Annotated in this window: 13 protein-coding genes and 1 pseudogene; 5 read left to right on the forward strand and 9 right to left on the reverse strand. The window is 69.0% G+C overall.

Annotated elements, in window-relative coordinates:
• The first annotated feature begins 165 nt into the window (after window positions 1-165).
• The 3 genes and pseudogenes from OG595_RS29650 (at window position 166) to OG595_RS29660 (ending at window position 2,912) form a co-directional block, all read left to right on the forward strand.
• On the forward strand, window positions 166-1,656 hold the full coding sequence (locus OG595_RS29650; RefSeq protein ID WP_329283317.1) for an ISL3 family transposase: 1,491 nt from the start codon (window positions 166-168) through the stop codon (window positions 1,654-1,656).
• A 38-nt stretch (window positions 1,657-1,694) separates the two neighbouring features.
• Window positions 1,695-2,405, forward strand: a pseudogene (locus OG595_RS29655) (IS256 family transposase); the annotation flags it as partial.
• A 69-nt stretch (window positions 2,406-2,474) separates the two neighbouring features.
• Window positions 2,475-2,912 carry a hypothetical protein gene (locus tag OG595_RS29660; protein WP_329277247.1) on the forward strand — a complete coding sequence of 146 codons (438 nt, stop codon included), beginning with the start codon at window positions 2,475-2,477 and terminating at the stop codon, window positions 2,910-2,912.
• Between the two features lie 72 nt (window positions 2,913-2,984).
• On the opposite strand, the gene OG595_RS29665 is transcribed toward OG595_RS29660, so the two are convergent.
• Window positions 2,985-3,581, reverse strand: a complete 597-nt coding sequence (locus OG595_RS29665; RefSeq protein WP_329275236.1) for a pentapeptide repeat-containing protein — start codon at window positions 3,579-3,581, stop codon at window positions 2,985-2,987.
• Between the two features lie 42 nt (window positions 3,582-3,623).
• On the opposite strand from OG595_RS29665, the gene OG595_RS29670 reads away from it, so the two are divergent.
• Window positions 3,624-4,862 (forward strand): IS701 family transposase, encoded by a 1,239-nt coding sequence (locus OG595_RS29670; protein ID WP_329283141.1) that lies wholly within the window; start codon window positions 3,624-3,626, stop codon window positions 4,860-4,862.
• Window positions 4,863-4,925: 63 nt separating this feature from the next.
• Here OG595_RS29670 and OG595_RS45430 read toward each other — a convergent pair whose 3' ends face one another.
• From OG595_RS45430 to OG595_RS29695, 5 genes are all read right to left on the reverse strand, one after another.
• Complete coding sequence (locus tag OG595_RS45430) at window positions 4,926-5,414, reverse strand: hypothetical protein (protein WP_443073175.1); 489 nt, start codon at window positions 5,412-5,414, stop codon at window positions 4,926-4,928.
• Window positions 5,415-5,924: 510 nt separating this feature from the next.
• Entirely contained in the window at window positions 5,925-7,028 is a 1,104-nt protein-coding gene (locus OG595_RS29680) for an FAD-dependent oxidoreductase (protein WP_329277250.1), read from the reverse strand.
• 26 nt (window positions 7,029-7,054) lie between these two features.
• On the reverse strand, window positions 7,055-7,234 hold the full coding sequence (locus OG595_RS29685; RefSeq protein ID WP_329277252.1) for a hypothetical protein: 180 nt from the start codon (window positions 7,232-7,234) through the stop codon (window positions 7,055-7,057).
• Window positions 7,235-7,267: 33 nt separating this feature from the next.
• Window positions 7,268-8,104, reverse strand: coding sequence for an oxidoreductase (locus OG595_RS29690; RefSeq protein WP_329277253.1), 837 nt, complete (start codon window positions 8,102-8,104; stop codon window positions 7,268-7,270).
• A 31-nt stretch (window positions 8,105-8,135) separates the two neighbouring features.
• Window positions 8,136-9,737 (reverse strand): aldehyde dehydrogenase family protein, encoded by a 1,602-nt coding sequence (locus OG595_RS29695; RefSeq protein ID WP_329277255.1) that lies wholly within the window; start codon window positions 9,735-9,737, stop codon window positions 8,136-8,138.
• 128 nt (window positions 9,738-9,865) lie between these two features.
• Between OG595_RS29695 and OG595_RS29700 the strand changes: the two genes are divergently transcribed.
• Entirely contained in the window at window positions 9,866-10,549 is a 684-nt protein-coding gene (locus tag OG595_RS29700; RefSeq protein WP_329277257.1) for a TetR/AcrR family transcriptional regulator, read from the forward strand.
• Between the two features lie 534 nt (window positions 10,550-11,083).
• On the opposite strand, the gene OG595_RS29705 is transcribed toward OG595_RS29700, so the two are convergent.
• The 3 genes from OG595_RS29705 to OG595_RS29715 form a co-directional block, all read right to left on the reverse strand.
• A complete protein-coding gene (locus OG595_RS29705; protein WP_329277259.1) occupies window positions 11,084-12,046 on the reverse strand; it encodes a ScbA/BarX family gamma-butyrolactone biosynthesis protein in 963 nt (320 codons plus the stop codon).
• Window positions 12,047-12,353: 307 nt separating this feature from the next.
• Window positions 12,354-12,830, reverse strand: a complete 477-nt coding sequence (locus OG595_RS29710) for a flavin reductase family protein (RefSeq protein ID WP_329277261.1) — start codon at window positions 12,828-12,830, stop codon at window positions 12,354-12,356.
• A 168-nt stretch (window positions 12,831-12,998) separates the two neighbouring features.
• Window positions 12,999-14,108, reverse strand: coding sequence for an LLM class flavin-dependent oxidoreductase (locus OG595_RS29715; RefSeq protein ID WP_329277263.1), 1,110 nt, complete (start codon window positions 14,106-14,108; stop codon window positions 12,999-13,001).
• Window positions 14,109-14,169 lie beyond the last annotated feature (61 nt).

Here is a 14,169-nt window from a genome sequence, read left to right on the forward strand (position 1 = left end):
TGTCGACGATCTTGTGATCCGGACGGTTGAACGGGTCGTGCCGACTGTTCGCGATCATGCATCGCGTGCTCTCGTGATGTGCTCTTGGAGCTGTTTCCGCACCTGTCCGCGCTGCTGATCGAGGAGGTCGAACGACGGCCGGAAAAGGTGGTGTTGAGGACGCGGGTGCGGGCCACGGCTGGGGCCTGCCGGTGCGGCCAGAGGTCGGCTCGGGTGCACGGTCGGTACGTACGGAGGTTGCGCGATGTCGCCGTTGGCGGGCTCGGCGTGGTGATCGAGTTGTGCGTGCGCCGATTCCGCTGCGAGAACCCTGACTGCACAGCGGTGACGTTCGCCGAACAGATCGCGGGGCTGACCACCCCGCACAGTCGCTACAGCCCGCTGCTGCGTGGGGTGTTAACGCGGGTCGGGCTGGCGCTGGCCGGCAGGGCAGGAGTCCGACTCGCGGCCGCGGCCGGTATCACCGTGGGCAAGGACACGCTGCTGCGGCTGGTCAGAGCCCTGCCCGACCCGGAGATCGGCGAGGTGGAGGTACTCGGTGTCGACGACTTCGCCTTCCGTAAAGGCCGCCACTACGGCACTGTGCTCATCGACATGGCCACCCACCGTCCACTGCACCTCTACGACGGACGTGAGGGAGAGGATCTGACCGCCTGGCTCCGCGGTCACCCTGAGGTGAAGGTCATCTGCCGTGACCGTTCCGGCGGATACGCGGAAGGTGCACGGGTCGGGGCACCGCAGGCCGAGCAGGTCGCTGATCGCTATCACCTGTGGGCCAACCTCGGACAGGCGGTCGAGAAGTCGGTGAACGCCCATCGTTCCCGCCTGAGCGAACCAGTTCCCGCAACTGACGGTAACTCCGATGCCCTGGAGGCGGAGCCCGAGGAGGTCCAGCCATCGACGGAGCTGAAGATCGTGACGCGGTTGCGTGAGCAGCATGCCGCCGCCCACGAACTGTGGGAGAAGGGCATGTCCAAGGCGGCGATCGGCCGGAAACTCGGGCTGCACCAGGCCACCGTCCGCAAGCTGGTCAACGCCCGCTCCGCGGACGAAGTCGTCGCCAAGAGCCTGCAACGGGCGCATATCGTCGATCCGTACGTCGGCCACCTGCACCGGCGCTGGAACGAAGGTGTCAGAAACGCCGCCCAGCTCTACCGCGAGATCCAGCAACTGGGCTATCCCGGTGGCGAGTTAGCCGTCCAGCGTCATCTGCGGCGCTACCGAACCGGGCGCGGACATGCACCCGTCCCCGGCCCCAAGCCGCCATCGGTCCGCGAGGTCACCTCCTGGATCATGACCCACCCCGAGCACCTCCGGGACGAGGACGCCGACAAGCTCCACCGCCTACGCAAACGAGATCCCGAGCTCGACCGGCTCACCCTCCACGTCAGGAAGTTCGCCGCGATGATGACCGGACGCCACGGCGACCGCCTCGAAGACTGGATCACCAACGCTGAGCAAGACACACTAACCCCGCTCGCAGGCTTCGCCCGCAACCTCCGCCGCGACTTCGACGCCGTCCGCAACGGACTGTCCCTGCCCCACAGTTCCGGCGCCGTCGAGGGCAACATCAACCGGCTGAAGATGCTGAAACGCCAGATGTTCGGCCGGGCCAGCCTCGATCTCCTACGCAAACGCGTCCTACTCGCACGGTGAGTCTGAACTGTCCGGATCACAAAATCGTCGACAGAACCAAGATTCGTGATGGCCAAGTGGCGAACAGGCCGATCTATGTGGCCCTGGCGGTCACCGCCGAGGGGCACCGCGACATCCTCGGGCTGTGGGCCGGCGACGGCGGTGAGGGCGCAAAACACTGGCTGCGAGTGCTCTCCGAGCTCAAGAACAGGGGCGTCGATGATGTCCTGATGCTGGTCTGCGACGGGCTGAAGGGACTACCGGACGCGGTCGCTGAGGTCTGGCCGCGAACTGTGGTGCAAACATGTGTAGTGCACCTCCTGCGGGCCTCGTTCCGTTACGCGGCCCGACAGGACTGGGACAAGATCGCGAAGGCACTAAAGCCCGTCTACACCGCGCCGAGCGAGGACGCGGCCACGACACGGTTCCTGGAATTCGCCGAGACCTGGGGCAAGAAATACCCGGCGATCGTCCGCCTCTGGGAGTCCAGCTGGGCGGAGTTCACGCCTTTCCTTCAGTTTGACGCGGAAATACGCCGCATTGTGTGCACGACCAACAGCATCGAGAGCGTCAACGCCCGCATCCGCAAGGCCGTCCGTGCCCGCGGGCACTTCCCCACGGAGCAGGCCGCGCTCAAGTGCGTCTATATGGCCGTCATGAGCCTCGACCCGACCGGCGCCGGCCGCAAACGCTGGACCATGCGCTGGAAGGGCGCCATGAACGCCTTCGACCTGGCCTTCGACGGCCGCCTCACCGCAGGCCAACTCTAGCCACACCAACCCCAGTTACACCGCTCGCTTTACAGACCCAACAACTCCACCGACTTCGGGTATTTCCCGATGACTACGTCAGATTCGTCGGGAGAGTCACTCAAAGACGTTCTGCGTGGTGGCCCGTCGGCGGCGGCTGCCGGAATCTGGTACAGAAATCTGCGCCCCGACGAGGATCCAGCAGAGGGGCTGTTCGCAAAGAACGTCGACGGCGACTACACCATCAACGTGCAGATCGGTCAGGGGAGTCGGGTACGAACCCAGTGGATTTCGGTGACGAAGAGCTGGGATGTGATTAAGAAGTGGCGTCAACCCGGTCAACGGGTCGCTATCATCGACGGCGACAAAGTCGAGGCGCGGCTGGTCGACCTCACCTCGGCGGAAAACAGGGCAAGGTACCTGCGAGGATGGTCTGCGAATACAAACGCGCAATCATCGCAAGAGGCTCTGGTCGAGAGATATATAAACCCGAACGCCATACTCGGATTGGTCGAAGATGAGGAATGACCCAGTGTATGAGGAACTCGTGTCGCAACTAATACTCCAGCTGTAGATCGTGATCTTGCCGCCAGGCAGGGCCTACTCGTTCGCGCCGTGCCCGGGTGGCCACCCGATGACGCCTTCCGCTTGAATGTTGCGCAAGGACGCTCCGTCGAACCGGGCACCGGTGATGTTGGTCAGCCCGAGCGGGGGCACGCCAGTGTTTACGCTTCCGAACCTGGCGTCGGTCAGATCGGTGTCGCGCAGATCAGCACCCCGTAGATCGCATCCGGCCAGGCTGACCTCGCGCAGTGAAGCCCCGCGCAGGTCTGCGCCGCTGAAGTCACAGAACTTGAACCAACACCCGTCCAGGGTGGCGTGGCGTAGATCGGCCCCGATGAACGAGCAGCGAGTGAACCGCAGTTGCGACGTGCGAGCTGAAGCAAGGTTCTGGCCGGTGAAGTCCTCACCGTTCACGGCCGCATAGCTGTGGAGCGCGGCGAGTCGTTGTCTCGCGGTCGGTGGCGTGGTCATGTGCGCCAGCGTGTCAGCCGGGGCGGTGGCCGTCGCCCGGATTTCCGGCAGTTCGCCGTCCGTCAGCCGGTCACACAGGTCCGGGCTGGTGCGGGAGCAGGTGCGGCCACCGGTGATCATCGGTGTGTGAAGACAGAAGATCAGACGGTGGCCGTAGGTCACAGCATAGATCCCGTCCGTTGGCGGGAGGCGTTCGAGGTGGCCATGGGGCGTATCGCGGGCCGGTTCGCCCGGGTCGAACCCCGGCGGCGGGCCGGGCGATTGGTGTTGGGACTGCTGGCGGACCTGCCGCGCAAGAACTGCTGGACGATCGCGGAGTGGGTCGGGGATGCGAATCCGCATGGCATGCAGCATCTGCTGTGCCGGGCGGCCTGGGACGCCGATGCCGTCCGCGACGACGTGCGCGAGTATGTCGTGGAGCATCTGCACGACGAGGCCGCGGTGCTGGTCGTGGACGAGACCGGCGACGTGAAGAAGGGCACTCACACCGTCGGGGTCCAGCGCCAGTACACCGGCACCGCCGGCCGGATCGAAAACTCCCAGGTCGCCGTCTACCTTGTCTACGCCGGCGCCCGCGGGCACGCAGCGGTGGACCGCGAGCTGTACATCCCGCGCTCCTGGATCTCTGACCCCGACCGTTGCCGGGCGGCCGGACTCGGCGAGGACACCGACTTCGCGACCAAGCCGGAGCTGGCCCGCGTGATGATCGAACGATTCCTGGACGCCGGACACCATGTCGGCTGGGTGACCGGCGACGAGGTCTATGGCGGCAACCCGAAACTGTGGTCCGCTCTGGAGGAACGCGGCATGGGCTACGTGCTTGCAGTGGCGTGTTCGGCCGAAGTGGCCACCGGGGCAGGCAAGTTTCGTGCGGATGCCCTGGCTGCCAAGTTGCCCCGGCGGGCCTGGCAGAAGCTGTCCGCCGGACAGGGAGCGAAGGGACAGCGTTTCTACGACTGGGCCGTGATCGATCTGGTCGCCACGGGATCAGGAGGGCGCCAGCTGCTGATCCGCCGCAACCGAGCCACCGGCGAACTGGCCTACTACCGCTGCCATTCCGCCCAGTTGGTGCCGCTGAACACTCTGGTTAGGATCGCCGGTTCCAGGTGGCGAGTGGAGGAAGCCTTCCAGACCGGGAAGGGCCTGGCCGGGCTCGACGAGCACCAGGTCCGCCGCTACCCCTCCTGGAGCCGCTGGGTCACCCTCGCCATGCTCGCCCACGCCTTCCTCGCCGTCGTCCGAGCCGACGAGCATGCCCACCGGCCGGGACCCGACGGTCTGATCCCGCTGACCTGCAATGAGATCCAGCGACTGTTCATCACCGTTGCCGTCCGGCCTCTTCACGATCTGGCCCACCGGCTCGGCTGGTCCGACTGGCGACGCCGCCACCAGGCACGGTCACGGAACAGCCATTACCTACGACAAGCCGCATCCCAGACATGAAGATCACGATCTGCAGCTGGAGTACTAAGTGACGCGGCTGACGGATTCATCGTTCCCCTGCGCCTAAACGACGGGTTTGATCAGCTCGCGCTGGACGAGCTGTGCAAGCAGATCGACCGGCTCGGGCAGCAGTGGCGCACGGCCGAGGTCGTTCCGAAATCCGCCGCCCTCATCCTCTCGGAGTTGTACCCGGCGATCAGCGCCTGCGCCGACCTCTACACCGGCGACGAACGCCAGAGAATGATCGAGGCCGCGGTGCGGGTCGGAGAAAGAGTCACCTACGCCTTGGACCCCGCAGGCGAGCCCGAGATGTGAGGCCTCGCGCTGGACCGCCACCGCACACGGCGAGCCCCGGACCGTGCGTCCGGGGCTCGCACGCTTGAGCTGTGCGGAGCTTCTCCAGCAGTGCCGCTCCAGAGTGAGTACGGCTTTGGTGAGTGACCTCATGCGATTCGGGCTGTAGTCGGCGTGACGGAAGATCCGCCAGGACTTGAGGTGCACCAGCCGGCACACCTGGTCCTTGACGCTCCGCAGGGCGTCGAAGGTGACCACGGTGCCGATCAGGTCGAGTGGTTCCGGCAGTAGGCGGAAGGCGGCCGTCTCGCTGGTCTTGGCTCCCACCTCCCGCTGGGTCGGGGCGATGGCGAGGGCCTGGGAGGTACGCGAAGCTGCCGAGCGTGACCGGGTCGCCGTAGACGCGAACCAGCTCGGCCCGGTCGGGCTGGGAGAGGAACGGGTCGATCGAGTCGAGCACCACGTCCCAGAAATCGGCCGGCTCCTGACCCACCACGATGCGGTCAGGCGCCTCGTGGGGCATTCCGTAGACAGGGAAGGACGCCACTGCGTCCCAGTCTTCGCGGTCCACGACGTACAGGTCCGGTATTGCGAAGTCTCCTGCGACTGTCTTCAGCCATCCGACCATCCGCTCGGCCTGGTCCGCGATCGACCGCCCCGGGCCCCTCCGCCCGGGCTCACATGGACCAGAAAGCTCCAGCCTTCCAAATGTTCGAGTTGACCACGCACGCGCACTCCTCCGACTCCTTGGTTGGCCGATTGCGAATCTCAGGTCGGGACGCGTGCGGCGATTTCGGGCTTGAAGAGGGCCGCTGGTGTGTCCATCAGTTGGGGGACCCGGAGAAACGTGGTGGCCAGTACCGGATCCGAGACCGCGGTGGCGCGCAGGCGGTCCAGGTAGGCACCCGGTTCCGGGTCGAGTGCGGATCGGTCGCCGACCGCGTCCGGGAAGCGCAGATCATTGGCCGCGGCCGTGATCCGCGGCACGTCGAGGAAAGCCGCCGACTCGGTGAAGAACTGGGCCGCCATGTCGTCGGAGCCGTCTTTCAGCAGGCGGCCGAGGATGGGCGCCTCCAGTGCGGCCACGGTCATGCCCTGGCCGTAGACCGGATTGAACGGGCACATCGCGTCGCCGGTGACCAGGAAACCGGCCGGGAAACGACTCATCCGGTCGTAGCGCCATCGGGTGCTCGCCGGGTAGCGCATCTTCACCGGGTCGCCGAGCGGGGCACAGGTGCGCAGAAGTGTGGCGACATCCTGGCAGTCCAGTTCCCCCGCCCATGCGACCATGTCGTCGTCGTCCATCGGCGGGACCGCACCGAACGAGCCACTGATGCTGAGGGCCCAGGCGTCGTTCTCCTGGGCGAGGGCGAAACCACCACGGGTGTTTCCAGGGTAGGCGGCGATGGCGGTGCCGTATCGGCCGTCGAGTTGGTCCGGCGCGCGCCGGTAACGGCGCGTCACATAGGTCACCTGGGTCTCGATCCGCTGCTCCTCGAACTCGGGGTAGCCGAGTCGGCCGAGCCAGTGGCGGGTGCGTGAGCCGCGCCCGGAAGCGTTCACCACCATGCTTGCGTCGTCGATGGTGATCTCCTCACCGGCGGCGATCGCCCGCACGCCGATGACCCTTGTGCCGTCCGGCGTCGTCAGCAGGTCGGTGCCGGCGGTCTCCGGACGTATGTCCACGTTCGGCAGCGCGGCGACCCGGCGCCGGATCGCCGTCTCCAGTAAAGGTCGCCCAGCTCCCAGCACGGTCATGGCGGAAGGCCCCGTGGCCAGTGGCCGCCCGTCCACCCACCACTGCATCTCGTCCTGCATGTCGAAGGTTGGCGCACCGAGGTCGATCAGCTCGGCCGTCAGCCCCTCGAACATCCCGTCCATCTCCTGCAAGCCGCGCGTCAGCAGCCCGTGTACGTGGCCGGGTGCGGCACCCCGCGGCGTGGCTCAGGTCGCTCCGGCAACGTGTCACGATCGAGTACGACGACCTCCTCGAAGGTCTCGTGCAGCGCCCGCGCGGCGAGCAGCCCCGCGAGCGAGGCCCCGATCACTATCGCGCGCCCATGTCCCGGTGTTCCCATGCGAATTGCCCTTCTCCATGCTTTCGGCTGAGGTCAGGCGAGCAGGCTCGCGGTGCGTGTGATGAAGGCGTCGAAGGCCCGGTCGGGCAGCATCCTGCGCACGAGGAGGATCGGGCGGGCGCCGAAGCCGGCGGTGTACCGGGTGCGGGGGCGGCGGGCCGTGGCGGCTCGGGTCACGGCGCGGGCCACGACGTCGGGGGACGAGGTCCTGGGCGCGTCCGGCCTTGAGGCGTTCTCCAGTGACACGGCCATGGCCTCGGCCTGGTCGCCGTAAGGCCCTTCGCCCGAAGTGGCACGGACCTTGCGGGCCGCGATGCCGCCCCACTCGGTGCGGATCACGCCGGGCTCGATGACGACGACGTCGACCCCGAAGCGTCGCAGCTCCAGGCGCAGGGCGTCACTGAGTCCCTCGACCGCGAACTTGCTGGCGTGGTACCAGGCGCCCAGGGGCGTGGCGAGTTTGCCGCCCATGGAACTGATGTTGACGATGGTGCCGCTGCGCTGGGCCCGCATGGCCGGCAGCACGGCCCGGGTGAGGTGGGCGAGGCCGAAGAGGTTGACCTCGATCTGGGAGCGGGCTTCGGACACCGGGACGTCTTCGAGCGCGCCGTACGAGCCGTATCCGGCGTTGTTCACCAGGACGTCGATCCGGTCGTGCGCCGCGAGGATGTCCGCGACCGCCTTCTCGGCCGAGGACTCGTCGGTGACGTCGAGGGCGACGGTGCGCACGCCCGCGGCGGCCAGAGAAGCCATCCGGTCGACGCGGCGGGCGGCGCCGTAGACGACGAAGCCGGCGTCGTGGAGGTGGCGGGCGGTGCTCTCGCCGATGCCCGAGGAGGCACCGGTGACCAGGGCGATCTTGTTGCTCATGGGAAGCCTTTCTCGGCGGACGGCGGGGAGGTCAGGAACCGGCGCGACGGAAGCCCGCGCGCGTCGCGGTGAAGGCGAGGGCGAACAGCCGTGTCCATGTGGGGCGGACGGCGTACCGGGCGAAGCGTGTCGACAGGTCGAGCCAGCCTCGCTTGCTCGTCATGATCAGGTGGCCCGGCGAGGTGAAGCCGCTGACCACGATCGACTTCTCGGCGTTCTCGTAGCCCAGGAGGTTGCCGAAGTTGCCGCGGCCGGAGACGAACTCGCGGCCCTCCTCGTTCCCGCCCCAGATGAGGTAGGGGTTCGTCCACACCACCGGCGGCATCGTGTTGACGCCGATGGCGCCGTAGCGGAGGTCCGAGACCGCGCGGTCCACGGTGGCGGCGTGGGCCTTCTTGGTGTCCTCGTCGATGACGATCGTCGCGGCCAGGGTGCCTAGGAGCTTCTCGTTGGCGAACTCCGTCGCGGCGGGCAGGAATGTCCCGGCGTCGGGCGCGACGTCGAGCGCGACCTCGCTCATGACCTGGCAGAACGCCTCGTTCTCCAGGGCGAAGCCCTCGGTGCCGACGTCCTCGATCACCATGACTTGCGAAGCGGGGCGGCCGTCGGTGGGCTGCACGATCCGCGCGGCCGGATAGGCGTCGCGGAAGGCCGTGAAGGTCTTGTCGACCCCGGGGTAGCTGGTGCTGGAGCCGGGTGTGAGGTCCCGCAGGGCGACGGTGATCGCGTCCAGGAGCTGCCGCCGCTGCGGCCAGTGCAGGCTCGTCACCAGGGTCTGCGTCCGGCCGCAGATCGAGCCGCCGCTGATCGTGACGATGGTGGCGATCTGGAGCGCCTGATGGCGGATCTCCTTCTCGGTCCACGGTCGGTCGCCGGGAACGACGATGCACGGGTTGTTGCCGCCGCACTCGGAGACCAGCTCGGTGTCGGTGGCCTCCATGATCGCCTTGGCGGAACCGGTCCCGCCGGTGAAGTAGATCTTGGAGAGGCGAGGGTCCTGGGTCAGCTCCCGCCCTTCGTCGGCAGGGCAGAAGGCGACGGCGTGGACGTCGACGAGCGGTTGCAGGACCTTCTCCCACACCCGGTCGGCGTCCTCGTTGAGGGGGTGGGGCTTGTGGACGGCCACGTAGCCGTCGACGAAGAGGGCCCGGATCATCTCGAACGACGACGCGACGTTCCCCGCCCCGAGCACGGCCACGATGCCGCCGGGCTTCGCGTAGGGGTCCACCCGGCGAGGTTCGCCGACGACGCGCAGCACGTCGGTCCGGTCGCCGTTGAGCAGGCGGTCCTTCCCGCGCGGGGAGACCCGGACGTCGAAGCGGCCGTCCCCGGCAGGGGTGACCGCGAGCGGCCGGATCGGGCGGCCGCGGACCAGGCCCTCGTACAGGTCGATGGCGGCCGCGACGTTCACGGGCACCGGTACCAGGACGCGCTGCACGCTCGTGCCGACCTGGTGGGCGTCGGCCGGGTTCGCGGGGTCGATGCCCTTCGCGCGGCAGTCCGCCGCCACCAGCTCGTCGAAGTGCCGGTCGATGTTCGCCTGGACCAGGCGGAGCAGCCTGAGCCGCTCTGCCGCCGGCGTGGCCCGCCAGCGGGCGGGGTCGACCCAGTCGACAGCCTCCGTGGCCTTCATGGTGTGTCCCTTCCCTCGGTCGTCGACGGCGTGATCCGCCCGCTCCTCAATAGTGGACCGGCGGTACATTGAAATTAATGTACCGCCGGTCCACAGTCAATGGACCGGCGGTCGGTTATTCTCGTGGGGTGGCAACCTTCCATCGCGCACGGAGCGAGGAGCAGCGCGCCGAACGGCGGCAGAGCATCCTGCGGACCGCGGCCGGCATGCTCGACGAGATGCCTGTCGCGGCGGTGAGCCTCAACGAACTCAGCCGCCGGGTCGGGCTGTCGAAGTCCGCCATGTCGCTCTACTTCGAGTCACGCGAGGCGGTGCTGCTGGGCCTGCTCACGGAGGCCGCCGTCCGCTACCGGGCCGAGACCGCCGATGAGTTCTCCGAGTGGGCCGACCCGTCGGCACCGGCTCCGGTGCGAGTGCGCCAGATCGCGGCGCGGCTGGCCGCCACGTTCGCCGCCCACCCGATGCTGTGCGAACTACTGAGCGTGCAACAGGTGATCCTGGAGCACAACATCTCCGTCGACGTCGCGACCAGGTACAAGAGAGCCTCGCGTGACGCCATCCACTGGCTCGGGGAGCAGCTCCGCGACCTGCTTCCCGAACTCGACGACGAACGGGCGCTCCGCGCCGCGCACATGGTCATCATCCTCGTCGGTGCCCTGTGGACCCGCAGCCGTCCCGCCCCCGCACTGCTCGCCGCCTTCCAGGCCGACGCGAGCCTGGCGTTCATGCACCCGGCCTTCACCGAGGCTTTCGAGGCCGCGACAGCCACCTTCCTTCAGGGGCTCATCGTGGAGACCGCCGACACGGCCTGACGGCCATTTCGCCGCTGCTGCACATGGCAGGCTCCCGGAAATGAGAGACGGCGACGCGCCAGCCGGACGATGCCGGGAACGTGACCCCAGTGGCATGCCCACCATGTCTCACCGGTGCCCCGGTGCGGCAAGTAGGGGTGCCCTCCTGGTCCGGGGTGAAGTGCGCGGCGACGGCTGGGGCCGCCAGCGCGGCCTGGCCGTTGACGTTCCGGGGCCGGTGAACCCGCTCGGCAGTCCGATGCTGGTCGCGTCCGTTGAACCGAGCGCTCCGTGGGGCCCGTGCCGGGCCGGGCGGGCGCGGGGTACGTGACGCCGGCGCCACAGGGCTGCGCCGACGACGGCCGAGGCCGACGAGCCGCCGACGACGGCCGCACGCGGAAGGGTACGGCGTTCCACTCTCGTTCCAAGGGCGTGCCGTGACCGCCCCGCCCCCGGCCGGCGACGGGGGCGCGCTGACGGTCCCTGGACGGGAGGAGTGGCTGTCATGGCCGAGTCATGTCGGGCGGACGTACGGGTGTCCCCCCGCCGCCGGCGTCAGTCGCACAGGCTCGCCACCACCAGGCTGTCGAACGCCAGGCGGCCCGACTGGGACGCCGTGACCCGTACCACCGCGTCCTCGCCCGCGTCCTCGACGGGCAGTCGCGTCGCGGAGATCCGGCAGCGGAGGTCCAGTTCCACCGGGGCGTGGAAGGCGCTGCGCAGTTCCACGGGCAGCACGCGGTACGGGGCGCACGCGGCCTGGGTTGCCTGGCGGGCCGCCTCGAGGAGCAGCATGCCGGGGACCTGGTCCGTGGGGTGGTCGAACAGGACCGGGTGACTGGGATCGATCCGCAGCTCCCATTCGAGGCCCCGGCGGGCCGAGGCCGAGCGGGGGATGCCCAGGACCACGTCCCGTTCGTCGAGGCGGCCGACGATCGGGGGTGGGACCGGGTCCGGCTGGGTGGGGAAGTCACCTGGTTCGACCGGGGAGTTGGGCCCGTCGCCGATGGGTGACACGCGTAGCGCCAGACGCCCCGCACCCGCGAAGACCTCGCCGCGCAGCAGGTCGGCCTCCAGCGTGAGCCCGGTCAGCGCGCCGGCCTGGCGCCGGACGTCCGTGGCGGAGACGTCCAGGCGTATCTCGGCGGGGCGGGAGCCGAGGAGGACGGCCCCGGGGACGATGTCGACGTCCAGCTCGGCGATGTCGCAGCGATGGTCCGCGGGCACGCCGTAGTACGTCTGCCCGAGCAGGACGGACGCCTGCCGCAGTGACTCCGCGGCGAGCAGCGGGTCGTGCCAGGAACCGGCGATGGGCGCGTAGAAGGTGTGACCGCGCGGCCACTGCGCGCCCAGCCGGAAGGTGTCGGGGCCCAGCCGCAGCCAGTCGGTGATCAGCACCTCGGCGACCGCGCTGCGGTCGACCAGGTGGCGCGGAGCGGTCCGCACGAATCGCAGATCGGCCTCGCCCCTGGCATACGGCGGGGAAGGAAGGATGCGTGAGGAATCGGTGACGGACACGCAGGTTGCCTTTCTGGAGGTCAACGATGCCAGGTCCTGTCGTCACACTCCCGTCGTGCGCCCGGAGGGCGGGTCCCGCGGCGTCGGGTGCGTGCTCTGGGGGTTCCCCTCCGGGGGAGCGTGAGCGTGCATGACGCCGCAGGGCAGACGGGAATCGGGCGACAGGGCCCAGGGACCGGTCCGGCGGTGAGCGGGCCCCGGCGGTTCGGCAGGCGGTGCGGGTGCCGGTGGTGCCGGTGGCGACAGGGGTCGCGGGGCGGGGCATGGCGGGCCCGGGGCAGGGCAGGGGGCCGGGTCGGCGGGCGGGTCAGGCGGCTGCGAGGGCGGTGAAGCGACCGGCGTGGAAGACCAGCGGGCCCGCCTGCTCGGTCAGGGCTCCTTCGACGGCCTCGGCGATGACCAGCTCGTGGTCGCCCGCCGGATGGATGGTGGCGATACGGCAGTCCAGCCAGCCAAGACCGTCGGCCGGTATGGGATGCCCGGCCCGGGTCGACGTCCAGTCGCCCACGGCGAACCGGTCGGCACCCCTGGCGCTGAACAGGCGGCACAGCTCGGCATGCTGGTCACCGAGGATGGTGACCGCGAAGCCGCCCGCCGCGCGGATGGCCGGCCAGGTGGTGGAGGTGTCCGCGGCGCACAGGGCGACCAGCGGCGGGTCCAGGGACACGGACGTGAAGGAGTTCACCGCCATGCCCTTGGGGCCCTCGGCGGTGTGCGCGGTGACCAGCACCACTCCGGTGGTGAACCGGCCGAGGATGTCGCGGAACGAGCGCTGCTCCAGCATGAGTTGAATCCGTTCGCGTGAGGTGTGGGTGGGGCCCGGGGTGGGCTCGGGTGGGTCTCGACCGGGGGAGGGCGCCGGGCCGGAACGGACGGGGGAACGAACATCCCGGCCCGGCACCCGTCTTGGGGGGCGAATCGGAGGGCGGGGCCCTCCTCACGCCGGCCGGCACTACTTCGCGCGGCTCGCGATCGCCCAGTCCACGGCCTCCTGCGGACGCGCCGCCGAGCCCGTGATGCGCGGCGCGACATACCGGGCGAGCAGTTCCATGCTGCGGTTGGTGCGCTCGTACGACGCCCAGTCGGCGACGTACACGAGGAGCGAGCCGAAGCCGCCGGTGATCTCCTGCAGCCGCTCGATGCCGCTGACCACGTCGTCGACCGAGCCGACCAGCGCGCCGCCGGCCTCGACACGGGCCTCAAGGGCGCGCTCGCGCGGGGTGTCCGGGCTGATCACCTCGCGCCCGGCCGCCTTGCCGAAGTACTCGAACAGCCAGCGGTCGTAGCCCTCGCGGACGTCCGCGAACGCCTCCTCGCGGGTCTCGGCGACATGCACCGGCAGGGCGATCCGCCACTTGTCGCGGTCCAGGGTCCGGCCGTGCTCGGCGGCGGACTCCTCCGCGTACTTCCACTGGTGGGCGAGGTTGATGTGCGCGGGGGCGCCAGGTGTGAGCAGGGCGAAGGGCAGCGCGAACGACGTCATGCTCAGGCCGTACTGGCCGATCAGGCTCGGGCTGGTCTTCGAGGTGCCGGAGGTGGCCACGGCCACCTCGATGCCCTGCGGGCTGAAGCGGGGCAACTGGAGCTTGGCCTCGTTGAGTTCGAACCAGTCGGTCTTCTGGTTGATCCGGCCCTCGCCGTTGACGAGTTCGAGGACGGTGGGCAGCGCCTCCTCAAGACGGCGGCGCTGCACCGGCTGCTCCAGGCCGAACATCTTCGCGTCGAACGGCACGCCCGGGCCGACGCCCAGGATGTAGCGGCCGCGGGTCAGGTGGTCGAGGTGTACGGCCCTGCTGGCCACGTGGAAGGGGTGGTGGCCGGAGAGCGGGACCACACCGTGGGCCAGCTTGATCTGGCTGGTGCGCTGCGAGGCGGCGGCGATCATCGTCTCGGGGGCGCCGACGAGGCCCCAGCCGAGCGTGTGGTGCTCGCCGAACCACGCCTCGTCGAAGTTGAGGTCGTCGGCGAGCTCGACGAGGTCGAGGTTCCGGCGTATCGCGAGATGCGGGTCCTGGCCGGTCTCGTGGACGGGCGAGAGGAAGAGTCCGATACGGCTGTGCACAACAGACCTCCGGGAAGCGAGCGCGAAAGGGGTGAATTACCGTTAATGGGGCGCAAGTTGG

Origin of the sequence: Streptomyces sp. NBC_01451, from assembly GCF_036227485.1 — a bacterium.
Taxonomy (GTDB): Bacteria; Actinomycetota; Actinomycetes; order Streptomycetales; family Streptomycetaceae; genus Streptomyces.

Excerpts from the sequence above, each read along its gene's own strand:
- OG595_RS29660 (WP_329277247.1), top strand. The coding sequence starts at position 2,475 with ATGACTACGTCAGATTCGTCGGGAGAGTCACTCAAAGACGTTCTGCGT.
- OG595_RS29670 (WP_329283141.1), top strand. The coding sequence starts at position 3,624 with ATGGGGCGTATCGCGGGCCGGTTCGCCCGGGTCGAACCCCGGCGGCGG.
- OG595_RS29680 (WP_329277250.1), bottom strand. The coding sequence starts at position 7,028 with ATGTTCGAGGGGCTGACGGCCGAGCTGATCGACCTCGGTGCGCCAACC.
- OG595_RS29685 (WP_329277252.1), bottom strand. The coding sequence starts at position 7,234 with ATGGGAACACCGGGACATGGGCGCGCGATAGTGATCGGGGCCTCGCTC.
- OG595_RS29690 (WP_329277253.1), bottom strand. The coding sequence starts at position 8,104 with ATGAGCAACAAGATCGCCCTGGTCACCGGTGCCTCCTCGGGCATCGGC.
- OG595_RS29695 (WP_329277255.1), bottom strand. The coding sequence starts at position 9,737 with ATGAAGGCCACGGAGGCTGTCGACTGGGTCGACCCCGCCCGCTGGCGG.
- OG595_RS29710 (WP_329277261.1), bottom strand. The coding sequence starts at position 12,830 with ATGCTGGAGCAGCGCTCGTTCCGCGACATCCTCGGCCGGTTCACCACC.